22 protein-coding genes are annotated in these 23,138 nt (G+C 58.0%); 11 read left to right on the forward strand and 11 right to left on the reverse strand.

Translation table 11 applies throughout. The features are described from left to right. Positions 1-155: 155 nt before the first annotated feature. A complete protein-coding gene (locus tag DC3_RS16115; RefSeq protein WP_146886061.1) occupies positions 156-1,718 on the reverse strand; it encodes a histidine kinase N-terminal 7TM domain-containing diguanylate cyclase in 1,563 nt (520 codons plus the stop codon). Positions 1,719-1,930: 212 nt separating this feature from the next. Between DC3_RS16115 and DC3_RS16120 the strand changes: the two genes are divergently transcribed. Then, positions 1,931-3,793 carry a primary-amine oxidase gene (locus tag DC3_RS16120; protein ID WP_186816074.1) on the forward strand — a complete coding sequence of 621 codons (1,863 nt, stop codon included), beginning with the start codon at positions 1,931-1,933 and terminating at the stop codon, positions 3,791-3,793. A 255-nt stretch (positions 3,794-4,048) separates the two neighbouring features. Here the strand turns inward: DC3_RS16120 and DC3_RS16125 are convergent, their stop codons facing one another. Both DC3_RS16125 and DC3_RS16130 read right to left on the reverse strand, forming a co-directional pair. After that, a complete protein-coding gene (locus tag DC3_RS16125; RefSeq protein WP_146886065.1) occupies positions 4,049-4,870 on the reverse strand; it encodes an ABC transporter permease subunit in 822 nt (273 codons plus the stop codon). Then, entirely contained in the window at positions 4,867-5,817 is a 951-nt protein-coding gene (locus tag DC3_RS16130) for an ABC transporter ATP-binding protein (RefSeq protein ID WP_246130701.1), read from the reverse strand. Before DC3_RS16130 ends, DC3_RS16125 begins: the two co-directional genes overlap by 4 nt. 121 nt (positions 5,818-5,938) lie before the next feature. On the opposite strand from DC3_RS16130, the gene DC3_RS16135 reads away from it, so the two are divergent. Continuing rightward, complete coding sequence (locus tag DC3_RS16135) at positions 5,939-6,940, forward strand: LacI family DNA-binding transcriptional regulator (protein ID WP_146886067.1); 1,002 nt, start codon at positions 5,939-5,941, stop codon at positions 6,938-6,940. Between the two features lies 1 nt (position 6,941). Here DC3_RS16135 and DC3_RS16140 read toward each other — a convergent pair whose 3' ends face one another. From DC3_RS16140 to cysK, 4 genes are all read right to left on the reverse strand, one after another. Continuing rightward, positions 6,942-7,616, reverse strand: coding sequence for an LrgB family protein (locus DC3_RS16140; RefSeq protein WP_146886069.1), 675 nt, complete (start codon positions 7,614-7,616; stop codon positions 6,942-6,944). Further along, positions 7,609-7,947 carry a CidA/LrgA family protein gene (locus DC3_RS16145; protein ID WP_246130702.1) on the reverse strand — a complete coding sequence of 113 codons (339 nt, stop codon included), beginning with the start codon at positions 7,945-7,947 and terminating at the stop codon, positions 7,609-7,611. The genes DC3_RS16140 and DC3_RS16145 overlap by 8 nt, the downstream gene beginning before the upstream one ends. Continuing rightward, positions 7,944-8,675 (reverse strand): 5'-methylthioadenosine/adenosylhomocysteine nucleosidase, encoded by a 732-nt coding sequence (locus tag DC3_RS16150; protein WP_146886071.1) that lies wholly within the window; start codon positions 8,673-8,675, stop codon positions 7,944-7,946. The genes DC3_RS16145 and DC3_RS16150 overlap by 4 nt, the downstream gene beginning before the upstream one ends. Before the next feature lie 450 nt (positions 8,676-9,125). Continuing rightward, a complete protein-coding gene (cysK, locus tag DC3_RS16155) occupies positions 9,126-10,076 on the reverse strand; it encodes a cysteine synthase A (protein WP_146886073.1) in 951 nt (316 codons plus the stop codon). Between the two features lie 360 nt (positions 10,077-10,436). On the opposite strand from cysK, the gene DC3_RS16160 reads away from it, so the two are divergent. The 3 genes from DC3_RS16160 to DC3_RS16170 are packed head-to-tail and all read left to right on the forward strand — an operon-like array spanning position 10,437 to position 13,974. After that, the gene (locus DC3_RS16160) at positions 10,437-11,531 is read left to right on the forward strand and encodes a prepilin peptidase (RefSeq protein ID WP_186816075.1); all 1,095 of its coding nucleotides are present in this window, start codon (positions 10,437-10,439) and stop codon (positions 11,529-11,531) included. Positions 11,532-11,533: 2 nt separating this feature from the next. After that, the gene (gene pxpB, locus DC3_RS16165) at positions 11,534-12,175 is read left to right on the forward strand and encodes a 5-oxoprolinase subunit PxpB (RefSeq protein WP_146886077.1); all 642 of its coding nucleotides are present in this window, start codon (positions 11,534-11,536) and stop codon (positions 12,173-12,175) included. Between the two features lie 47 nt (positions 12,176-12,222). Next, positions 12,223-13,974: a tetratricopeptide repeat-containing diguanylate cyclase gene (locus tag DC3_RS16170; protein WP_146886079.1), complete on the forward strand. Its 1,752-nt coding sequence runs from the start codon at positions 12,223-12,225 to the stop codon at positions 13,972-13,974. 45 nt (positions 13,975-14,019) lie between these two features. Here DC3_RS16170 and pilC read toward each other — a convergent pair whose 3' ends face one another. After that, on the reverse strand, positions 14,020-15,243 hold the full coding sequence (gene pilC, locus DC3_RS16175) for a type IV pilus assembly protein PilC (RefSeq protein ID WP_146886081.1): 1,224 nt from the start codon (positions 15,241-15,243) through the stop codon (positions 14,020-14,022). A 23-nt stretch (positions 15,244-15,266) separates the two neighbouring features. Between pilC and DC3_RS16180 the strand changes: the two genes are divergently transcribed. Together DC3_RS16180 and scpB are read left to right on the forward strand one after the other, a co-directional pair. Further along, positions 15,267-15,851 (forward strand): L-threonylcarbamoyladenylate synthase, encoded by a 585-nt coding sequence (locus tag DC3_RS16180; RefSeq protein ID WP_186816076.1) that lies wholly within the window; start codon positions 15,267-15,269, stop codon positions 15,849-15,851. Further along, a complete protein-coding gene (gene scpB, locus DC3_RS16185) occupies positions 15,844-16,356 on the forward strand; it encodes an SMC-Scp complex subunit ScpB (RefSeq protein WP_146886084.1) in 513 nt (170 codons plus the stop codon). The genes DC3_RS16180 and scpB overlap by 8 nt, the downstream gene beginning before the upstream one ends. Before the next feature lie 3 nt (positions 16,357-16,359). On the opposite strand, the gene DC3_RS16190 is transcribed toward scpB, so the two are convergent. Next, positions 16,360-17,028, reverse strand: coding sequence for an SDR family NAD(P)-dependent oxidoreductase (locus DC3_RS16190; RefSeq protein WP_186816077.1), 669 nt, complete (start codon positions 17,026-17,028; stop codon positions 16,360-16,362). Between the two features lie 313 nt (positions 17,029-17,341). Between DC3_RS16190 and gatA the strand changes: the two genes are divergently transcribed. Then, the gene (gene gatA / locus DC3_RS16195; RefSeq protein WP_146886088.1) at positions 17,342-18,793 is read left to right on the forward strand and encodes an Asp-tRNA(Asn)/Glu-tRNA(Gln) amidotransferase subunit GatA; all 1,452 of its coding nucleotides are present in this window, start codon (positions 17,342-17,344) and stop codon (positions 18,791-18,793) included. A 109-nt stretch (positions 18,794-18,902) separates the two neighbouring features. On the opposite strand, the gene DC3_RS16200 is transcribed toward gatA, so the two are convergent. Further along, complete coding sequence (locus tag DC3_RS16200; protein ID WP_146886090.1) at positions 18,903-19,136, reverse strand: hypothetical protein; 234 nt, start codon at positions 19,134-19,136, stop codon at positions 18,903-18,905. Positions 19,137-19,238: 102 nt separating this feature from the next. Here DC3_RS16200 and DC3_RS16205 point away from each other — a divergent pair, with 102 nt between their 5' ends. From DC3_RS16205 to DC3_RS16215, 3 genes are read left to right on the forward strand one after another with little or no spacing between them, the layout of a single operon-like run. After that, on the forward strand, positions 19,239-20,078 hold the full coding sequence (locus DC3_RS16205) for a UbiA family prenyltransferase (protein ID WP_222594783.1): 840 nt from the start codon (positions 19,239-19,241) through the stop codon (positions 20,076-20,078). Position 20,079: 1 nt separating this feature from the next. Next, positions 20,080-21,423: a phytoene desaturase family protein gene (locus DC3_RS16210; protein WP_146886091.1), complete on the forward strand. Its 1,344-nt coding sequence runs from the start codon at positions 20,080-20,082 to the stop codon at positions 21,421-21,423. 19 nt (positions 21,424-21,442) lie between these two features. Further along, positions 21,443-22,120: a Type 1 glutamine amidotransferase-like domain-containing protein gene (locus tag DC3_RS16215; RefSeq protein ID WP_146886092.1), complete on the forward strand. Its 678-nt coding sequence runs from the start codon at positions 21,443-21,445 to the stop codon at positions 22,118-22,120. Between the two features lie 213 nt (positions 22,121-22,333). Here the strand turns inward: DC3_RS16215 and recO are convergent, their stop codons facing one another. Continuing rightward, complete coding sequence (recO, locus tag DC3_RS16220; RefSeq protein ID WP_146886094.1) at positions 22,334-23,023, reverse strand: DNA repair protein RecO; 690 nt, start codon at positions 23,021-23,023, stop codon at positions 22,334-22,336. Positions 23,024-23,138: the final 115 nt, after the last annotated feature.

Genomic DNA, 23,138 nt, shown 5'->3' on the forward strand with positions numbered 1-23,138 from the left:
CTTTTTCATGAATAGATACCTCCACTGAAGTTGTCACCTCTGTGTCTAAATTGTAACCTCAAATCATGAAATTTGTTACAATTCGGGTGTTCCCCTGGAACGGCAGGGAAAGCCGCCGGGATGCCCAGACGTTTGAACCCAGAAGAGAAACCTGCTCACGTGTAAATCTCCGCTGTCCCCAGCACCGTCGAGAGGGTCACCCGATTGCGCCCTTCCTTCTTGGAGGTGTAAAGCGCCTCGTCTGCTTTGCCGATCAATTCATCCAGTGATTTTGCCGCGTTATGCAGGACAGCGACCCCAAGACTGGCCGTGATGGAGATCTTCTGCTCGGGCAGTTCCAGAGGGGTGTCCGCCAGGGCCTGACGGAGTTTTTCGGCAATGCTCTGGGTGTCTTCTGCACTGGCTCCGCTGACCAGACAGATGAATTCCTCACCGCCGTAACGGGCAAAGAGGTCGGTCTGGCGCAGGCTGCCCTTGCAGACTTTCGCAACGTGCTTCAAAACCTCATCGCCGATCTGGTGGCCGTAGGTGTCATTGATCTTCTTGAAGTAATCCACGTCCAGCATGACCACGCCCAGCTGACCATCACTGCCTTTGACCCGCTGAAATTCGGGTTCTGCGAGTTCATAGAAGTAACGGCGGTTGGTGACCTGCGTGAGGGCGTCGGTGCGGGCAATGTGGGCCAGTTGCATCTCGGCCTGCTTGCGTTCGGTGATGTCAAAGAGCACCAGCACGTGTCCTGCGACCTGACCACGCTGTTCCCGGATGGGGGAGTACTGCACCGAGAAGCAGCTTTCCTGTTCCCCTCGCACCAGGGACAGTTCCTGCGGAACCTGGTCAAAAGTGGCCAATTTCAGGCTGTCTCCCAGCACCTCCTGGGGGGTTTTGCCAATGCTGCCTGTCTGCTCTTCGGACCCCAGAATGCGCTGTGCGTAAGGGTTGAGGTCCACAATGCGGCCCATCAGGTCCAGCACCACAATTGCTGCGTTGATGTTTTTCACCACCAGGTGGTGGGCAATGGGGACCAGTTTGAGGGCACCGTAACGGAAAAGCGCCAGGGCAAAGAAAATCCCCGAGAACAGGAAGAAGAAGATCACCTCATCCACTTTGGGGATCAGGTCCATGCCGAGAACATCCTCAGTCATGCGGCCTGCCAGAGGGATGAAGCCGCCCAGCAGGAGCCACAGGGCCTGCTGTTTGAAAAAACGGGAGGTGGTGCGGTAGAAGTTGGCGTACACCACCACACTGCCCAGAATGCTCAGGTACAGGGTCGCCGCATAAATCCAGAAGTAGAAGCCGTGCCCGGACTGGGTTTCCGGAAAGCCGGGTTTGAGCTGGATGTCGGTCCACATCCAGTTGTGCAGGCCGTGGGTGAAAACCACCGCCCAGGTGGTCAGCACAGCAGCAACCATGACGGTTTTGAGGGGACCTTTCAGGAGGTGCTGGTTGTTGGTCATGTACAGGGAGAACACAAACCACAAAATCGGACCAGGCGTGCTCCCGAGGTACTTGATCTGCACCCACATGATCTTGGCCTGCAGGGTGACACTGGAGAGCTCCATGATGTAACAGAAGGTCCAGATGCTCAGGGAGGTCATCACCAGCACAAAGACCCTGGCCGCCGGGTTGTAATGCCGCAGGGCATAGAGCGCAAGGCCAATGGTGGTGACCAGAGAGACCACAAAGGGGAGGATGTAAGGGGTAAATTCCAGCTGCATGTCCACCTCTTGTTTTTGCTCTGGGGGACAGGTGTCGGAAGGCGCAGCGTTCCCCTGAACGATGATCCATGGTAGCACTCCCCACAATTTTTTGGTTAAGTTTAACAACTCGATAACAGGTAACAAAGAGAACAACAGCTCCAGAACCCGAATTTGCAGAGGTTGGTGTTTCTGCCCGTCTGTGCACACCCAGACCCGATATGATCTCTGGTATGCCCCGAACGCTGTGGATGCTGATGTTCTCGCTGTGTGGTGCAGCCCTGGCCGCAGGTCCCCTTGAGCCCCTCAGCAGCAGTGAGATCACCACTGCTGTGAATGTCTTGAAGCTGTATGGCAAGGCGTATTCCAGCACCCGTTTTTCGCTGATCACGCTGAGTGAACCGGACAAGGTGCTTGTCCATCAGGGCAAGGCCACAGGCAGACAGGCCAGGGTGGTGCTCTATGAGCGCAGCAAGAACCTGACCAGTGAGGCCACCATCGACCTCCAGAAGAAAATCATCCTCAGCTTCAAAGACCTTCCGGGGGTGCAACCGGGTTTCATGACCGATGATTTCGTGCTGGCCCAGCAACTGGTTGGACGGGACCCCAGATGGCTGGAGGCCATGCGAAAACGGGGTATCTCACCGAATCAGGTGATGCTGGAAACCGCCGGGGGTCGCTTTCAGGAGGGAGAGGAGGGGGCAAGGGTGCTGGTGGTCACCTCCTACCTGCGGGCAGGGGCCTGGAATGGGTATGCCCGTCCGATTGAGGGTGTGGTCGCCCGGGTGGATGTGGCAACCCGCATGGTTCTCTCTGTAACGGATTCGGGTGTGGTGCCCATTGAGCAGGGCACTGGATCTGTGGGAAATGACCCCTCAAAACTCAAACCCCTCACCGTAAGGCAACCTTCCGGGAGCAACATTACCCTGGAGGGGCACCAGATCACCTGGGACCGCTGGAAATTCAACTATTCCCTGAATGCCAGAGAGGGATTGGTGATCCATCAGGCCGGGTGGATGGAAGGGAAGACCTTCCGATCCATCCTGTACCGGGGGTCGATGTCCGAAATGGTGGTGCCTTATGGGGACCCCGATCCCAACCACGACTGGAGACAACCCTTTGACGCTTCCGAGTACGGTCTGGGCCTGACCTCCTCCCCCCTGACGGCAGGAGGAGACGTGCCTGAACATGCCCTTCTGCGCAACGAAATCCTGTTCTCCCAGCACGGAGCTCCACAGCAGATGCCCAGAGCAGTGGGCATCTATGAGCGGGATGGAGGGGTGCTCTTCAGGCACATGGACCCCGCAAGCCGCAAGGTGATTTCCAGACGGGCCAGAGAACTCTGCATCTCTTCTGTTTCCACAGTGGGAAATTACGATTACCTGCTGACCTGGGTGTTCCGCCAGGACGGCACCATCAGGGCAGAAGTCCACCTGACCGGCATCATGGCAACCAAGGGCAGCACAGCAGATCCCGCAGGCATGAAAGTGGCCCCGAATCTGGTTGCGCTCCACCACCAGCATTTCTTCTCGTTCCGGCTGGACCTCGATGTGGATGGTCTGAAAAACAGCCCCTCTGCCCTGAACACCATGCCCCTGGACTCCGGTGAGGAAAACCCCCAGGGGAACGCCATGCATGCCATGCTGGAACCCATCGAGAGCGAGCAGTCCGGGGTGCAGGATGCCAGTGCCGAAATGGCCCGCATCTGGGTGGTCCAGAGCGGAAGAATAAATGCCCTGGGAGACCTGACAGGGTATGCCCTGGTTCCCGGCAAAAGTTCTCCCCTGATTGCTGCGCCAGATGCCCCTTTTCGCACCAGAGCAGGCTTTGTGGAACACAGCGTCTGGATGACCCGTTTCAGCCCGCTGGAACGGTACGCTGCCGGAGATCACCCCACCAACAACCCCGCTCCTGGAGGGGTCCAGGATTACGTTCAGAACGACGAACCCCTGCAGAATCAGGATGTGGTCTTGTGGTACACACTGGGGGTCACCCACATCCCCAGACCGGAGGAGTGGCCTGTCATGAATGCCCATGTGGTGGGGTTCACACTGGAACCCGTGGGCTTTTTCTCCAGAAATCCGATGATTCCCTGAGCTTCACTGGCTCCCAGGGTGAGCGCAAAGTCTGGCCATGCCGACAGGATCAGCCGTCAGCTTTCAGCGATCAGCAAAAGATGGCTTGATGCTTTCGCTGATGGCAAGAAAGATTTGCACTGTGCTGTAGGACAAATCAGCTGCTTGATTTGGCTGAAGTGAAAGCGAAGTTGTGTTTTGTTGCTGACGGCTGAAAGCTGATGGCTGACGGCTTTCAGCAGCGACAACGCCCCATCAGCGACTTTGCGCTGACCCTCACTGGCTCCCGAGCATTTTGCTGCGCTGGAAAGACTGGCCTCCGTACCGGATCAGCAGGGCAGCGATGCCCCACAGAACCAGACCCAGCAGGGCCACAAACCAGCTGCTGAAGTACAGCACCCCGGTCAGCTGACCGATCATCAGCATGATCACCGGAAGGACCACCACGCCTCCCAGCTGGTAGGCCTCCTGAAAGGTGCTCACCTTTGCCGAGACCAGCACGGTGGCCCCCAGACTGGCCGCAGCCACCGCAGGGCTGACCCAGAAGACCAGCAGCAGCCAGGAGATGTTCGGAAAGAAAATGCGCTGCATCACTGGGTATCCGGCCAGATTCACCACCAGGGTGTACACCACAAACCCGAGAACACTGACCGCAACGGCTGGAATCCATGACCCCAGCACCTTGGCCACAAACAGGTCCCGGTCGCTGATGGGTGAGTAGGCCAGGGCTTCCAGGGTCTTGCGTTCCTTCTCTCCAGCGAAACTGTCGGCAGAGAAGACACTGGCGACCATCAGGGGAAGCAGCAGAAACATCGGGGCCAGCATGTACACCGTTCCGAAGACCACGATCTGCTGGGCAGGGTCCAGGCCCAGCAGGATGTTTTTCAGGGCAGGGGAGACCTGGGCGAGGAGTTCTTGCATGTTGTTCATGCGGCTCCCTGCTTCTGTGGCAGCCACCGGGGCCAGCAGGCAGAGCGCAGTGGGGAAAACCACCACAAAGATCAATGGAATGATGATCAGGGGCAGCATCACGGGTTTGCTTTGCATGGCGACCTTCAGGTCCTTGCGGACCACGGCCCGAATGGCGCGGGTGTTCACTGGCCCTCCCTGTGCAGTGCGAAGTACACGTCCTCAAGTGTGGCCTGATGGGGGGTCACCCCATAAACCAGAATGCCCCGATGCACCAGCATCTGGACCAGGTCTGGAACCTGACTGCGCTGGATGCGCTCCAGCCTGAGTGATCCTGCCCCACTGCGGGCTGCACTGGCAAAAGTCCTGCAAATTTCCAGGGCCTGATCCTGCTGGGATGGACCCACCTCCAGATCCAGGGCTCCACCTGCTCCCAGACCGGTGGCCAGTTCTGCCGGAGGACCGCTGAGCTTCACCTGCCCGTGCTCCAGAATCGCCACCCGGTCACAGAGCTTCTGGGCGTCTTTCAGGTCGTGGGTGCACAGCACCACCGTGGTGCCTTTTTCACGCGTCAGGGTGAGCACCAGATCACTGATGTGCTGGCTGCTGACCGGGTCCAGGCCGGAGGTCGGTTCATCGAGGTACAGGAGTTCCGGCTCATGCAAGATGGCGCGGGCAATCGCCAGACGCTGTTTCATCCCCTTGCTGAAGGTGCCTGCCTTGAGGTCCGCCTGATCCAGCAGGTCCACAATCCTGAGGGCCTGCTCAATCTTCGCAGAAACCTGCTGAACAGGCACGTCATAGAGGTCCGCGAAAAGCTGCAGGTTCTCTCTGGCGGTCAGGCGTTCTTCCAGGGCAGGGGTTTCGGTGAGGACCCCCACCCGTTTGCGGATGGCCTCTCCTTCTTTCAGGGGGTCCATGCCAAAGACCCGCACTTCTCCTTCGGTGGGATGCAGAAGGCCATTGAGCAGCCTCACGGTGGTGGTTTTTCCGGCCCCGTTGTGGCCCAGCAGACCAAAAATCTCCCCCTGTTTCAAATGCAGGTTGAGGTCCTGCACCGCCTGCTTCTCTGCAAAGCGCTTGCCAAGGTGTGTGGTGGTGACGATGTTCAGAAGATCCTCCCAGGACCTGCCCATGTGAGATCAGGCACAGGGGCAGCGAGACACGCTAGAATCGTTTTCAGCAAGGCCAGTATATTCGAGCCACGCCAGAAAGGTGTCCCTCTTGCACCCTGGTGGCCTTCAGCAAGGATGATTGATGACCAGACGCCGAATCACCATCAAAGATGTCTCTGCGCTTGCAGGGGTCTCCGTCTCCACCGTCTCCCGGGTGCTGAATGCCAGTGGCCCGATCTCCGAGGAAACCCGCAAGGTGGTGATGCAGGCCGCCTCCGACCTCAAGTACCAGCCCAACCCACTTGCCAGGGGCCTGGTGAAAAACCAGCTTGGAGGGGTCGGGGTGCTGATCCCCTGGCTGGGTGGCCCCTACTTCTGCAGTTTTCTGGAGGGCGTGCAGGATGTGGTGCGGGACACCCCCTTTCGCATGGTGATCTCCAGCGAACAGGCCGTGAAGGAAAAGGAAGCAGAGGCGCTTGCTTATCTGCTCGAAAACGACGCCGATGGGGTCATCTACTACGGAGACTCCCTGCGCCCTGAAGACATTGCGGAAATCAACCCACTCGGTAAACCTGTGGTGCTGCTCGGACAGCCCGTCACGGACAGTTATCCCTGTGTGGCCATTGACGATGAGGTCGGGGCGTTCCTCGCCACCCGTTACCTGATTGACAACGGGCACCGCCAGATCGCCCACCTCACCGGAGATGCACAGCAGCACGTCACAGCGTCCAGGCTTTCAGGGTACCGCCGTGCGCTGGATCAGGCTGGAATCCCCTTTGATCCCCACCTGATCGTCCATGCCGATTACAGCGAGCAGGGAGGGTACCGTGGCCTGCAGCACCTGCTGGGCCGCGCAGTGGATTTCACCGCCCTGTTCTGTGGCAATGACCAGATGGCGATTGGTGCATATCAGGCGCTCAGGGAGTTTAACAAGCAGATCCCTGAAGACGTGTCTGTTGTGGGCTTTGACAACATCTCCTTTGCCCAGTACATGCACCCCCCACTGACCACCGTGCAGGTCCCGATCCGCAGCATGGGCCGTGTGGCAGCCCAGATCCTGATCGGAAACATTGAAGGACAGGAGGTTTTTCCTGCACCTCTGGAGGCTGAGCTGATCATCCGCCGCTCGGTTCTGAGGCGCTGATCTAGCGCAGCCAGTGCCATACCAGAGGCATCAGCAGGGCGGTCAGGGCCCCATTCAGGCCCATGCCCAGGCTGCTCGCTGCTGTGCTGACGGCTCCCTCCTGGACCATTCTGGCGGTCCCAATTCCGTGTGAAAGGGTGCCCAGGGTCAGGCCCCGCAGCAGGGGAGAGCGCACCCCAAGGCGGGTCAGCCATGGGGGCAGCAGCAAGGCACCCAGAATTCCGGTCCAGATGCTGACCATGGCAGACAGGCTGCCGGAAAAACCCAGCTTCTGGGCCACCGCCAGAGAGATGGGGGAGGTGCTGCTCATGGTGCTCAGGGACAGGTGGGCTTCCGGGGGCAGGTCCAGGAGTTTTCCGAGCCAGAAGGACACCAGCAGCACAGTCAGCCCTCCAGTCAGGAACCCCAGCAGGATGGACATCAGATGGGCTTTCAACAGGTCCCGCTGCTGGTACAGTGGGACAGCAAGTGCAACCACCGCTGGCCCCAGCAGAAATTGCAGGGCCTCTGTATGCAACCTGTACTGGGCGTAAGGCACATGGGTGAGGCCCAGATAGAGGGCCACCCCCAGAATGCTGATCAGGGTCGGGTTGACCAGGGGGTGGGGAAAGCGCTTCTGAAGTTCCATCCCCAGCAGAAATCCGATCAGGGTGATGAGCAGCGAAACTTCAGTCATGACCTCTCCCGGCAATGCGGGTCATCACGAAAGAGGCCAGAAACAGGACCCCTGTCATAGAAATCAGCAGCAGGAGCAGGGTCTGCCCCTCCTGCAGGTACAGCACAATGCCTGCCCCTGCGGGCACAAAAAGCAAACCCAGAATGGAAAGCAGGTGCTCGCTGGTTTTCTGTACCCACTCCAGACGGACCAGTTTCAGGTTGAGGGCAGCCCAGAGCAGCAGCATGCCCACCACCGGGCCAGGAATGGGGAGGTGCAGCAGGCGGGTGAGCATTTCTCCGAGGGCATTGAACCCCAGCAGAATGCAGAACCCCCTCAGCAATGGGATCACATGCGTTGCAGCATGCCCCGCACCACGCTTTTGGCGCGGATGGCCACCAGAGGCATGAAAGAGCGGTAATCCACGTTGGCCTCGCCGTCGGCGGTGTCACTCAGGCTGCGGATCACCACGAAAGGCACCCCCCACTTGCTGGCGACCTGGGCCACGGCAGCACCTTCCATCTCTGCGGCTGCAACCTGGAAGGTATCGTGCATCCAGCGCACCCTGTCCTTGCTGGCAATGAACTGGTCTCCGCTGGCAATGCGGCCCTTCACAGCATGAATCCCCTCAATCTGCTGGGCGCTTTCCAGGGCCAGTGCCTGCAACTGTTCGTCGGCATTCCAGCTGAACTGCTCGTCGGGGATCAGGCCAAGCTGGTAGCCCAGTGGGGTCACATCCACATCGTGCTGGATCAGGTCGGTGCTGATCACGATGTCGCCCACCTGCAGGCCTGGGGTCACCCCTCCGGCCACACCCGTGAAGATGATCTTCTGTATCCCCAGAGACAGCAGGGCCTGGGTGGTCATGGCAGCATTCACCTTGCCAATTCCGCACTTGGTGATCAGCACCTGCTGGCCGAAGAGCCTGCCCTGGTGGAAGGTGCTGCCCTGGTGCTGAAAAGTCTGCCCGTCGAGCAGGTCTGCGGTGAGCTGGTGGATTTCTTCGTCCATTGCGCCAATGATGCCGATGGTGGCTGTGGCAGTGGGCTGGCCGGAAAGGGAGGTGTTTTGAACCGTCATGCCTAAGATGATAGCGAAAACTGCAGGGCCCACGGAGACACGTCACCCATGCGGTACACCTTTCCTTCAGAAGCTGCCGAAAGAAAGGTGGTGTTTACGGATCATTTCTGGACGCCCCATTCCAAAAAGAAGCCCCCCGATTGGGGGGATTGCTTTGCCGGTACCGTAAGGAAGATGTTGGCAAGACGATGCACATCGCTAGCAAGACGAAGAGAAGTTGTCAGCACGGTGAAGAGGTTGCTGTGAAGGAGTACCGAACTGAGTTTAGTATACAACAGCTCTGGAAGCGGTTTCAATGGGATCTATACAGCAAGATGTGTAACACACTCATTCACGTTGTGCGAAAAAATCAAAAACACTCAGCTGGACAGCTTTACTGTAAATATGCCATCTTCATGAACATTTCAGCTTTGCTGAAAGCGGCAGGCATAACGTTTACACCCAGGACCATCACACCCGTTCACGGCTGCGGTATTTGTAACCTGCAGGAGTGTCCCCACTTTCGGAGAACAGCACTGTGCTCAGGTAACGGGCACCTGTGTCACAGGCGATGGTCACCACCCGTTTCCCCGGGCCAAGCCTGCGGGCCACCTCCAGCGCAGCAAGCACCATCCCACCCGAGGACATGCCCACAAAAAGCCCCTCATGCTGGGCCAGTTCACGGGCAAGGGGGAAAGCGTCCTCTTCCCACACCTGGATGATGTCGTCCAGCAAGGTCAGGTCCATGTTGCCAGGAATGAACCCCGGGCCCATGCCCTGGAAGCCATGCTCACCGCGCTCTCCACCAGACAGGACGTTGCTGCGGGCAGGCTCTGCAGCGATCAACAGCAGAGCTGGATTTTTTTCCTTCAGAAAGCGCCCCGTGCCCATGATGGTGCCTCCTGTTCCGGAGCCATACACAAAAGCATCGATGCGGCCCTCCATCTGCTCCCAGATCTCAGGCCCGGTGGTGCGGTAGTGGGTCAGGGGATTGGCAGGGTTGTTGAACTGGTTGGGCATCCAGGCTCCGGTATCCTGAGCAATGCGCTCTGCTTCCTGAATGGCCCCCTGCATGCGAAGCTCTGCCGGGGTGAGCACCAGTTCTGCTCCGTAAGCCCTCAGGGTGCGTTTGCGCTCCTCGGACATCTGGGCAGGCATGGTCAGGGTCAGGTGGTACCCCCGTGCAGCAGCCACCTGTGCCAGGCCAATGCCTGTGTTCCCACTGGTGGGCTCCACAATGCGGCCTCCGGTTTTCAAGAGGCCACGTTCTTCGGCATCGAGCACCATGCCCAGTGCCGTGCGGTCCTTGATGGACCCTCCGGGATTGAGGCCTTCAAGCTTCACGAACACCTCTGCCATGTCGGGGGTGATGTGGTGTCGCAGTTGCAAGATGGGGGTGTTTCCGATCAGACGGTCAATCATGTCAGAGGTATTTTAAAGGTTAACCCTGAAAGAAAAGGGAAGAAGGCTTCCGGTTGCAGGGTGAGCGCAAAGTCACGGATGGGTTGGTGCCACTTTCAATGGCCTTCAGCGGTCAGCAAAAGACCTCTTGATGCTTTGGCAACAGGCCCCAGAAAGGTTTGCACTGTGCTGGAGAAGAAATCCGTTGTCTGGTCTGGCCGAAGTGAAAGCACTCCTGTGTTTTGGTGCTGACGGCTGAAAGCTGAGGGCTGATGGCTTTCAGCAAGGACATCGACCCATCAGCGACTTTTGCGTTCACCCTGGCAATCCACACGACCTGTTCTTATGCTTGCAGACAGAGTGGGTAGAATGGTCAGCAGAATGCCATACTTCTATGTTGTGTTGTTTTTTGTGCTGGGCGCTTTTGTGGGAGGACACCTGAACCGCCTGATCCACCGGATTCCCAGGGGTGAAGCGCTGGGAGGGCCATCCCACTGCCTGCACGAGTCTTGCAAGCACCCCCTTGGCCTGTCAGAACAGATTCCGCTGATTTCTTATCTGTCTCAGGGTGGAAAATGCAGGCACTGTGGAAAACGCATCCCTCCCCGGTACTTCTGGGTGGAGCTCTTCACTGCAGTCAGTTTTGCTGCACTGGCTTACGCTTTTCCCCTGGACCTCCATCCGGTCATGACCCTTTTGAGCTGCCTGATCATGGCCATTCTGGTGGTGTTCAGTGGGATCGACTTTGAGCACCGCACCATCGAATTCAAACATGTGCTGCTGCTGATTCCGCTGGGCATCCTGACCGTGTGGATGGGAGGGTTGCTCTATCCTGACCTGAAATTGCCCCCTGTTTCCAATGTGCTTAAAGCCACGGCCATGGCTGCTGGTGGATTTGTGTTGGCCAACAACTATGGAAGCTGGATCATGCGCATGTTCCGTGAACCCAGGTATCCCGAGTACCCCATTGGCTTCATGACCGTCAACATCGGGGCACTGGTTGGAGCAGCATTCGGGGTCTGGTGGGGAGTGGGTGCAGCACTGCTGGCGGTGGCCCTCAACCTGATCTTCAAAAGGGTGGTGCGCATCCCTGACTTCCTGACCCTGATTGGACTGCTGGTGGTCGTTGTGCTGTCGCTGGAAAACAATTATTTCCGTTATCCAGATGCCATCTTCAATGCGCTGCTCAGTGCGGGCATTGTGGTCCTCTTGCAGGCCCTGTACTGGTCCACACAGAAACTTGTTGACGATGACCAGTATGACCCCATCGCTGTGGGATTTGGAGACGTCATGCTTGCTGCCCTGATGGGCGCATTCCTTGGGCTTGCAGGGCTCTGGAAAGGCCTGATTGTCATGGGTGTGCTGGGCATCTTTTTCGGGATTTTCTCCAGGGTGGTGTTCAAGGAAAAACAGATTCCTCTGGCCCCCTTCATCACCGCCGGAATTCTGGTCACCTATGTGATGCACTGGTACTGAAGATGCACATCCAGCGCATTGCCGAACACGTACTGGAGGTGCGTTTTGCCAACCAGCCCTCCGAAGTGGTGACCCGGCAGATCCGTGCCCTCAAAGACCGCCTGGAAGCCCACTCCATTGAGGGTTTCCAGGAGTGTGTGCCTGCCTACCTGACCCTGACCGTGTTTTTCACAGGGTCTTACCACCAGATGCTGGACAGGGTCATGGCTCTGGGAAGAGATCTGGATGTGTCTGCTCTCCCTTCAGCCAGAACCATTGAGATTCCTGTCTGTTACGCACCTGAATATGGGTTTGATCTGGTGGAGGTCAGCAGGCACACAGGCCTCACCCCCTCTGAAGTCATCGGGCTCCACAGCTCAGGTCTGTACACCGTGCAGATGCTGGGGTTCATGCCGGGTTTCCCTTACCTGACTGGCCTGGACCCCCGCCTGCAGGTGCCCCGCAGGTCCAGCCCCCGTCTGAAAGTTCCTGCAGGCAGCGTTGGGCTGGCCGGAAACCAGACCGGAGTTTACCCACTGGACCTCCCTGGAGGCTGGCAGATCATTGGACGGACTGCTGTGAAGCTCTTTGACCTGCAAAGGGACCCTCCTGTACTGCTTTCCGCTGGAGACCACATCCAGTTCATTCCGGTGGACCAGCTCTGAAATTTTCTCTTCAGAATTCTGCAAAGTTCAGCGTGGCACAATGAGGCATGAGCGAGCCTCTCCCTGAGCTGTACATGCGGCTGCAGACCGTGGTGGTGCCAGAAGACTGGATTGCATGCGCCCTGGAAATCACCTCCCAGGAACTCCAGCTTGGACAGTCCAACCCGCGAGCCATCCAGCTTGCCCGGGACGTGATCACGGAAATTCGGGACAATGGACGCCCTGAAGACCTTCCAGAGGCCATCAACAACCTTGCCACCCTGCTGTTTCAGAGCAACCAGATGTACGAGGCGCTGGAGACCCTGGATGCACACCAGCAGGAACTCTCCCAGGCTTCCGTTGCCGAGCAGCGCAGGACCCTGAACCTGAAGGGAGGCATCCATCAAATGCTGGGGGACCTCACGGCTGCTTACGCCTTTTATGAGGCGGCCCTGCAAATGACGCGCCGTTCCCAGGATGGAGTGTTCCGGGGAAAACTCCTGAACAACATGTCCCTGCTGCTGCAACAGCAACACCGCTACCCACAGGCGCTGGAACTGTTGCAGGAAGCGGAGAAGTTGCACCAGGAACAGCAGAACAGCACAGAACTGTGTCGTGTGTGGATCAATCAGGCCGAGTTGCTTTTCAGTGAGGCCCAGCTCAAATCGGGCCCAGAAACAGCGCAGACATTGCAGCAAGCCACAGATAAACTGGAACAGACGCAATTTCTCTTGAAAGTTCACCCCAACCCTTTGCTGCAATGCCTTGTGCATGATCTGCTGGCCCGGGTGCTGCTGAAACAGGGCCTGCTGGATGAAGCGCAGCACCATGCACTGCAGGCCATTCAGGACACTGTAGACCTGCAAAGTGAGGACACGCTTTTCCACAGCGAACTCACCCTGGGAGAGATTGAACTGGCCCGCAATTGCCCTCTGAAAGCCCTGGCGCATTTCCAGACTGCACGACAGGGCTTTGAAGGACTGGGCTTCAAGGAAAATGTGCTGGAGGTCCTTGAATGGACGGTCAGGACCCTCAGGCAACTTGAGCGTTACCAGGAGGCCCTGGAGCACATGGAGGAAATGTTCCTGCTGGACCGGGAGATCCGCAGTGAAGAGGCGAACCGACAGCTTGAAGTCATGGCCTACCAGCGCAAAATGGAGCGCATGCAGCACGAAGCAGAACTGGAACGCATCCGCAGCGCCGAACTGGAGCAACTGGTGATGGAACGCATGGAAGAAGTGCAGGCTCTGCTTGAAAAGAAACGACACCTCGAAGAGGCAAATCTGCGCATGCGTGAACTCTCAGAGAAAGACGGCCTCACCGGCGTATACAACCGCCGCTACCTGAACGAGAACTGTGAAAAGGTCTTTGCCTCCATGCGCCAGCAGGATCAGGAATTCAGTGTGCTGATCATGGACATTGACAACTTCAAGAGCATCAATGACCGCTTCTCCCACCAGATTGGAGATGTGGTATTGAAGACCCTGGCAAGCCTGCTGCAGCAGGCCCTGCGCACCAGTGACACCATCGCCCGTTACGGAGGAGAGGAGTTTGTGGTGGTGATGCCCCACACAGGCATCCACAATGCCAAGATGGTCGCTGAACGCATCCGCACCACGGTTGCCAACCATCCCTGGTCACAGGTTTACGAGGACCTGAAAGTCACCCTGTCCCTTGGGGTGGCGAACAACCTCAATGTGGACAGTGCAGAGCACATGATTCACGTTGCAGATGAAGCCCTCTACCATTCCAAACGCACAGGCAAGAATCGGGTGACGGTGAGTCCGCTGTCGGAAGCAGACTGGGAGCCCCAACAATAAAAAGAACAGACCACTTTGAGTGGTCTGTTCTGGAACATGGCAAAATCATGCGTTGTTGCTGAGGGCGTTGATGATCTGGAACATGGGGAGGAACATCCCGGCCACAATGCAGCCCACAATGCCACCCAGCACCACGATCATGATGGGTTCAATGGCGGCTGTCAGGGAGTTGATGGCCTCTTCCACTTCGCGGTCATAGTAATCCGCAATTTTGTTGAGCATCTGGTCGAGCGCCCCCGATTCTTCACCGATGTTGATCATGGAGATCACCATGGGTGGGAACACAGGAGAGGTGGCAAGTGCGTTTGACATGGGGTCCCCGGACATCACACTCAACTGGGCGTTCGAGATGGCAGACTCCACAACCACGTTGTTGGCCGTTCCCTTGGTGATGTCCAGAGATTCAATGATGTTCACACCACTGGACATCAAAAGACCGAAAGTGCGGCTGAAGGTTGCAATGGTGGAACGCTGAATCAGCGCCCCGAACACGGGCACTTTCAACTTTAAAGTATCGATGACCACACGGCCCTGTTTGGTCTGGTAATAGGCCCGCAGACCCACAGTGATGGCTGCAATGATCAGGACCAGCAGCCAGAGCTGGTGTTGCAGAAAGTTGGAAATGGCCACCAGGGCCAGCGTCAGGGGTGGCTGCTCGGCCCCCAGTTCATCCAGAATTCCGGCGAATTGCGGCACGATGGTGGTCAGCAGGAAGTAGGTGATCCCGATGGCGAACACCAGCACGATGGCCGGGTAGGTGAGGGCATTTTTGATTTTGCCGCGCAACTCCAGTTCTTTTTCATAAAAGCCGCTCACCCGGTCCAGCACCACTTCCAGGTTTCCTGAAACCTCACCGGAACGCACCAGGTTCAGAAAAAGGCGGTTGAACACTTTCGGGTACTTGGTCAGGGCCTCAGAGAAGGAGAGCCCCCCTTCCACATCCCCACGGACCTTGCGGATGGTTTCCTGCATGCCCTTGTGGGTGGTTTGTTTCTGCAAGATCACCAGAGACTGAATCAGGGGCACACCGGCCTGGATCATGGTGGCAATCTGGCGGGCGAAAATGGCCACTTCCTTGAGCCCGGGGGGACGGTCCATTCCGGGGATTTTGATGTCCGCATTGAGACCCGTCGCCGGAGCCTTGATGTCGACGATGAAAAACCCACGCTGCCGCAAGGCATTGCGAACCTGATCGATGGATTCCGCTTCGATGGTGGAGGTGATCACCTGACCATTGTTCGAGCGTACCTTATACTGGAAAGTCGGCATATCTCAGTATGGATCAGGGCACAGTGAATCATCAAGCTTTTGTAACCGTCCAGGGTGGCGGTCTGGTGGCCATCCCCACGGAAACCGTGTGGGGGCTGGCTTGCGACCCTTTCAATGCTGCAGCGGTGCAGCGCTTCTATCAGGTGAAGGGCAGAGACCCTTCCAAGCCCTCACAGGTGCTGTGTGCCTCAAGGGAGCATGCACTCAAGCTGTGTGCTTTGCAGGGAAACGATCAGCAGCAGTTTAGACAGCTCTGTGAGAGGTTTTTTCCGGGCTCCCTCACGGTGGTGGTGCCTGCAGTCTCCACGCTTCCAGAGTGGGTCGCTCCTGCAGGAAAAGTCGGGGTGCGGGTGCCGGACCATGGGGTCACCCTGGCCTTTCTGGAGCAGTGCGGAGGATACCTGCTGGCCAGTTCACTGAACCGCAGTCAGGAGCCTCCTGCCCTCAGTTACCAGAGGGCCCTGGAACTGCACGAGCTCTACGATGTGATTGTTCCCGGTGAGATCAGCAAAGGGCAATCCAGCACCGTTTATGATTTTGTGGCACGCCGCATTTTGCGGGAAGGCCCCATTGCTTTGCAGGAGATCGAGGAGGTCCGTGATGCTTGATGTGATTGGTGCAGCCCTGCTCGCTGCAGGACGCCCGGTGGGCCCCCAGGAACTCTCCAGATTGCTGGGGGTGCCCGAGGAGGCCGTGCACCGCAGCATGCAGGAGCTCAGTGGACCCCTGCGCCAGGTGGGCCTTGCTGTGGAAGCTGTCGCTGGAGGGTACCGCCTGATTGTGGCTCCAGAACTCGTTCCTGCCTTGGAGCCCCTGATGGCCCCTCCACCTCTTCCTGCCCTCTCTCAGGCCGCCCTGGAAGTGCTTGCGATTGTGGCGTACAAACAGCCCATCACCCGCGCAGACATCGAACTGATGCGGGGCAGCAGTGCCAGCAGCCTGATCACCCTGCAGGAGCGTGAACTCATCAAGGTGGTGGGCCGCAAGGATGTGATCGGCAAGCCCCTTCTGTACGGCACCACCGAGAAATTCCTGCTGGAATTCGGCCTCAAGGACCTCTCCGAGTTGCCTGCGCTGGAACTCGAGGGCCTCACAGAATTCCTGCGCGGATGAGGTTCAGGTGGCAGGTTCTGGATCAGGGGCCATCTGCACCTCAACAGGCAGCACAGGCATCTGGTGAATCTCCCAGAATTTATCGGCAATGCGGTCTGGAGAGAAGGGGGTGGTGGGACTCACATGCCCCATCACCGTGATGGTGCTGACCTGAATGTTGTAAGGCCTCAGCTCCTCTGCCAGCAGAAAAGCCAGCCCTCTCAGGCCTGCTTTGCCCATGGACAGGGACCCAAGACCCACCTGAGGCCGCAGGGCGAGGCCGCCTCCAGTCAGCAGTACGGTCCCACCCCCTAGAGTGCGCATGCCCTCGAGCACAGCACGCACGGCCACAAATGCACCCAGCACATTGATCCTGTAATCCTCCAGAAAAGCCTCATCTGAAAGGGTCACCAGTTCCCCCGGATGGTGAGACGCCGCGTTGTACACCAGCGTGTCCACCGGTCCGAGTTCCTGCTGGATCTGCTTCAGGGTTTCCTTCAGGGACTGGGGATCTCCTGCATCGGCAGAATAGCCTCTGGCCTGGTACCCCGAGCCCTGAATGCGCTGGCTGTACTGCTCCAGCTTTTCGGCATGTCTGGCCACCATCGCCACCTGATACCCGGCCCGGGCAAATTTGGTGGCCACCGCCTGCCCGATGCCGTCTCCGACACCAATGATCACTGCAAGTTTCATGGTTTCAACGTAGCGTTTCACCTGCGCTGGGATTGCATGAAGGGACACAGGACAAAGAAAGGCAAGGAATGCTAAAGGGCCGAGGGCCGAGAGCAACCCATGCTTTAGCCACAGCCTTTTGCTTTGTGAGGGCTGTGATCTGACTGATCCCCAATCCATGCTTGAATTCGCTGGTTGAGAAGTCACGAAGTCACTGCTGCTGTCGGCTTGCTTCAGTGTGGCTTGCAGCCTGCTTTTCGCCCTCGGCCCTCGGCAACAACCCTTCTGTACGTGCCCGAAACCCCCATAAACGCGGGTGATATAGTGTTCAGGTATGCGAACGGCTGCTGAAATTGCCCAGAAAATTCGTGCTGGAGAGCTGAGTGCTGTTGAGGTGGCTCAGAGCACCCTGCAAACCATCCGGGAAAAAGACCCAGAAATTCAGGCTTTTTTGAGCCTCACAGAAGACATTGCCCTTGAGAAAGCTGCCCAGATTGATGAAGCAGTGCGTCTGGGCAGTCCTGTTGGACCGCTGGCCGGGGTGCCGGTGGCCATCAAGGACAACATGAATTTGAAAGGCACCATCACCACCTGTGCCTCCCGAATCCTTGAAAATTACCGGAGCCCGTACACCGCCACGGTGGTGGACCGCCTGCTGTCGGCAGGAGCCATCCCTGTGGGCAAGGTGAACATGGATGAATTCGCCATGGGGTCCAGCACCGAGAACAGCGCCCTGAAGCGTACCGTGAACCCCTGGGACCCTGAGCGTGTGCCGGGTGGGTCTTCTGGCGGCAGTGCTGCTGCGGTGTCTGCCGGTTTCACCCCCATCTCCCTGGGAAGCGACACTGGCGGCAGCGTGCGTCTGCCGGCGGCTTTCACGGGAACCCTGGCCCTCAAGCCCACCTATGGCCGCATGAGCCGTTATGGTCTGGTGGCTTTTGCCAGTTCCCTCGACCAGATTGGACCTTTTGCCCTTTCCACCCGCGATCTCGCCCTGGTCATGGATGCCACCAGTGGCAGAGACCCCCTGGATTCCACCAGCCTGGATGTGAAACCTGACTTTGTTTCTGCCCTCGGTCAGGACATCAAAGGCATGCGCTTTGCGTACATCAAAGAAAGCCTTGGGGCAGGAAACACCCCTGGTGTGCAGGCTGCACTGGACCGCACCCGCGAAGTGCTGGAAAGCCTGGGGGCCACCTTCAGCGAAGTCTCCCTGCCAACGCTGGAATACGGCATCGCCGCCTACTACCTGATCTGCACCAGTGAGGCCTCCTCCAACCTGGCCCGCTACGACGGCATGGTGTACTCTGGCCGCGTTGCTGCAGATGAATTCAACACCAGCATGAGCCGCACCCGGGGTGAATTCTTCGGGCATGAAGTCAAACGCCGCATCCTGATGGGCACCTACGCCCTTTCCAGCGGGTATTACGACGCCTACTACTCCAAGGCCATGAAGGTCCGCAAGCTCATTGCCCAGGACTTCCACCGGGCCTTCCAGGAGTTCGATGTGCTGGTCACACCCACCAGTCCCTTCCCGGCCTTCAAGTTTGGCGAGAAATCTGCAGATCCAGTCGCCATGTACCAGAGCGACGTGGACACCGTCAGCATCAACCTCGCAGGGGTTCCGGCCATCAGTGTCCCCGCCGGGTATGAAACTGTGGATGGCAGGGAACTCCCCATCGGCATCCAGTTCATTGCTCCGGCCCTCAAAGATGAGCGCCTGATCTCGGTCAGTGACGCTTTTGAGAGAGCCACTGCAGGGGCGTATCTGAAGGTTGCGCCTTAATCCCCCAGCGTTCTGCAGAGGTTCCCCCTGTGCTCATTTCATTTGCACTGTCCCCCTTCTAGGGGGACAGCTTTGAGTGAGACAAGAAACAGGGGGACAGGCAGGGGGATCAGGGTTCAAGGTTGATGGCATGGATGCTGGACAGCCGGACCGCCACATAGGGGCTGGGCTGGGGTCTGCCGTTGATGGTGGCGTTTTCCAGGATCACCACGTCGTAGGTGGAGAGTTCGAAGCTGCCGAGCTGGGCTTTCAGGCTGGACTGTACCGCTTCGGGGAGTTCGTCAAATTGCACACGGTTACCTTCGAACAACTGCGCATCAGCAACAAATCTCACTTGATCCATGGGTTTCAGCTTAGCATTTTGCTGCCCACTAAAGCACTCAGCCTGCCTTCAGGTGTGTGGCGTAATTTCTGGTATTTTGGACTGCAGGTGGAGTGATCTCGAGTGAAGCTGTTGCATTTGTTTTGGGTGTCGCGCCCGGCCCTGTGGATCAACACGCTGGGGGTGGCGGTCACCGGATTGTGGCTCGGGGGTCACCTCTACACGCTGGACCTGCGGTTCTGGTGGGTGATGCTCTGGCTGACCCTGCCTTTCAACCTGCTGATTTACGGCATCAATGACATCTACGATCAGGCGGAAGATGCCCTCAACCCCCGCAAGGGTGGGCTTCAGGGGGCCAGAATCTACCCGGAGGATGTGAAGCTGATCCTGTGGGCGGTGGTGTTGCTGAATGTGCCTTTTGTGGTGTATTTCTGCTTCGTCCTGCCCTGGCAGGCCCTGCTGTGGATGCTGTTTTACGCCCTGATTTTTGTGGCCTATTCTGCAAGACCCATTCGTTTCAAGGCCAGACCTTATCTGGATGCCATTTCCAACGCAGCTTACGCTTTTCCAATGGCTTTTGTGCCGCTCTTGATGGGTTCAGAGGTGCCCTGGTGGGCATTGTGCGGGACCATGGCCTGGAGTGTGGGCAAGCAGGCTTTTGATGCCATTCAGGACATCCCCCATGACCGGAAGGTGGGCATTGTGAACACCGCCGTGAAACTGGGCGTGGAAGGAACCATGTTCTGGAGTGCAGCGTGGTACACGGTGGCTTTTCTGTGTTTCGGTCAGTTGAGTCTGCTGGTCGCCCTGGCCGTCATGCTGGTGAATGGTCGCCTGCTCTACAAACTCCACCTGAACCCCACCCCTGCTCAGGCCCGCAAACTCTATCCCAGCAGCATGCTGAGCCCTCTGTGGATTGGAACGGTGGCCGGAGTGCTGCTGGTGGCCTCCCTGGTGCGCTGAGATGACAAAAGAGGTGCTTGTCCTGGGAGGAGGGCTGTCCGGCCTGGCTTCTGCCCTTCTTGCTGCTTCCAGAGGCCGCAAAGTCACCCTGTTTGAAGCAGAAACCTGTGGCGGCAAGAGTGCCCGCATCCATCTGCAGGGCCAGAGGATCGACACGGGTCCTGCGGTCTGGAGTTTCCCTGGGGTGTGGGACAGGCTTTTTCAGACTGCTGGTCTGCCAGAGTGGGCTGCATTGCCTTTTGTTCAGCTGGACTCGCTGGGGGTGCATCATGGCAAAGAACCGCTTTCTCTGCCTCCTGTTGAGCCTCGTGAAGACTGGGACCACTACGAAAAGCGGGCTTCCAGGCTGACCTCCACCATTGAAGCACTGCTCTATACCCCTCCTGATTTGCAGTCAGCAAAGTTTCGCCAGCTTGGAGCACACCTTTTTTCAGAACTGCGCGGGCAACTGACGGCTCGTGCCTATTTGCGTGCTCTGCAGCTTGAGTCTGACCTTGAAGAGGCCCTGGCCGTTTACGCACTGAACACAGGGGCATCCCCGGAAGAGGCCAGTGCCCTGCACGCCCTGGTGCCCCATGCCATGCTGCAGGACCTGCGGGTCCCCGTGGGAGGCATCCATGAGCTTGTGCTGCGCCTCAAGGCGGCCTGTGTGCATCTGGGGGTGCAGATTCTGGAGCACACCCCGGTCACAAAAGTGAAACCAGACCGCATTGACACCACAGCAGGCTTTTTTTCTGGCACAGTCATCTCCACCCTGGACTTCGAACGCCTGAGGGTCCTGATGGGTGAACAGGTGCAAAAACCTGCACGCCTGAGCTGCAGTGGGGTGGTGCTGTACGCGGTGCTGCAGGAAGAACTGGAGCTGCCTTTTCACAGTGTGATCCTTCCAGAAAGCACCCGCGCACTGGCCCGGGACCTGCAAAACCTCAGGCAGACGGCCTCTCCGATGGTTTTTGTCAACCATTACCGACCCCACCACATCTATCCAGAGAACAGATTGCCTGTGCTGTCCATTGGTCTGACCGCAGCTCCAGATGGACAGCGTTTCGATGCCGGGCATCCCTGGCTGCAGGAGCAACTCCACAGGGTGGAGTCTGTTCTTCAGGTTTCCATTCAGGATAAAATGCAGGATGTTGCTTTGCTGGACCCCTTCCAGCTTTCCAGATGGGGGGCATGGGGAGGGGCGATTTACGGTCGGCTGAATTCTGCATGGCGTGCTGGCCCGTTTCATGTGCCGGGACACCGTTACCGGGGCGTCTGGCTTGCCGGAACAAGCGTGCACCCGGGCGGAGGGATTCCAGCCACACTGGGCGGGGCCCTGATTCTGCACCAGCGCATGAAATGAACATACAGGAGGATTTTTGATGCATCTTTTTCTGCTTGGAAACACCCCGGCCCTGCCAAGGGTGGTCCAGGATTTTATGGCACTGGCCGGAAATGAAGCCCGGATTGCTGTGCTGTGTGCAGGGGCGAATTGGCCCAGATACGCTCCCCATTATTTGCAGACTTTTCTGGAGGCCGGAGCCCAGGAAGTGCGCTTCATCGGTGAGGAAGACGGGGTGCTGAACCTGGAGCAGGCCACAGAGATCCTGCAGTCTGCCACCGGGATTCTGGTTGCAGGGGGCGACACCTACCTGTACCAGCAGCATTATGTGGTCTCAAACCTCGCTGACCTGATCCGTGAGAAAGTTCGCTCTGGTGTGCCCTACATCGGGATTTCCGCTGGAGCCATCCTCAGTTGCCTGACCTGCCTGATTCCCGAAGAGGACCGCTCAGGCCCTGAACAGCCCCGTTACCTGCCAGGTTTCGGATTTCTCACCACCCTGGTTTTCCCCCATTTCAGCGAGTGGGAAGGGCAGGCTGAACTGCAGGCCGCCGCCCAGGAACTGTACGTGCAGGAAGCATGGGGCCTCGATGAGAACGCCGCTGCCTGCTTCCAGGACGGGGAACTGGTCCACACTTACGGTGAAGGGGTCTGGAAGGTCGGACCTGAAGGGGAGCCCGAACTGCTGAAAGTTGAAGCCCCCATCCTGCTGGGGTAGGGTCAGGGACAGTGAAAAGTCGCTGATGGGTCGTTGTCCCTGCAGCAAGCCGTCAGCCATCAGCTTTCAGCGGTCAGCACAAAAACACATGTACGCTTTTACTTCAGCCAGACATCACAGACGCTTTTCCAGCTCAGGATCAACTTTTTATGGCCTGTTGCAAAAGCATGGGGATTTCTTTTGCTGAAAGCTGATGGCTGACCGCTGAAAGATCTACTGCACCGAGCGCAGCACATCAAAAGACTTCAGCACTCCGGCGTGGATCACAATGAATTTTTCGAGGGCCATCCAGATGTCCTTGCGGTCGGTGAGGGGATGCTCCATCAGGTCCCGCACACTGCGCTGATGGACCGAGGTCATGAAAGCTGCACTGTCTGGAGAGAGGCGCAGACCTCCGGTTTTGCGGGTGATCACGCCCCGATCTGCATCAAAGAATGGTCCATCTGCATCTTCGGTGCGGTGGGCCATGCCCAGACTGCCCAGCAGTTTGAACCCCATCACCAGCGAAACCCATTCAGGATCAGGGTGGGAATTCAGGCCGCGCAGGGCTCCGGCCAGCAGGTCATAGGTCTGGGGGATGTCCATTTCCCCTTCCACCACATGGTCCACCAGTTCACACAGAAAACTGGCCAGGGGGTAGACTTCGGGTTTCACCAGTTGCGAGAGGGCCCCTTCCAGTTTCACCTGGGTGAGCAGGCCGAGGTCTTCCTGTTGCCTGTTGTACATCTGCACGGTGACGTGCTGAAAGAGGTTCAGTTTGAGGGTGCTGGGGGAGGGGGCGGCCTTGCGGCTCACACCCTTGAATTTGCCTCTGGGCGTGAGCAGCGAGACAATCATGTCCCCGCTCGGGGTGGTGGTGCGCCGCAGAATGATCCCCGAGATGTTCTTGTAGCGTTCACGCATGGGTCTGTCAGGTGTCCTCTCCGGGAGCAGAAACCAAAACTCCAACGTCTATTTTACCCTGTTCTGAAGCCAGAAATACCTCATTTTCTCACTTATTTTGACCGGGTGCATTCTC

The sequence above is a fragment of the Deinococcus cellulosilyticus NBRC 106333 = KACC 11606 genome, from assembly GCF_007990775.1.
Lineage (GTDB): Bacteria > Deinococcota > Deinococci > Deinococcales > Deinococcaceae > Deinococcus_C > Deinococcus_C cellulosilyticus.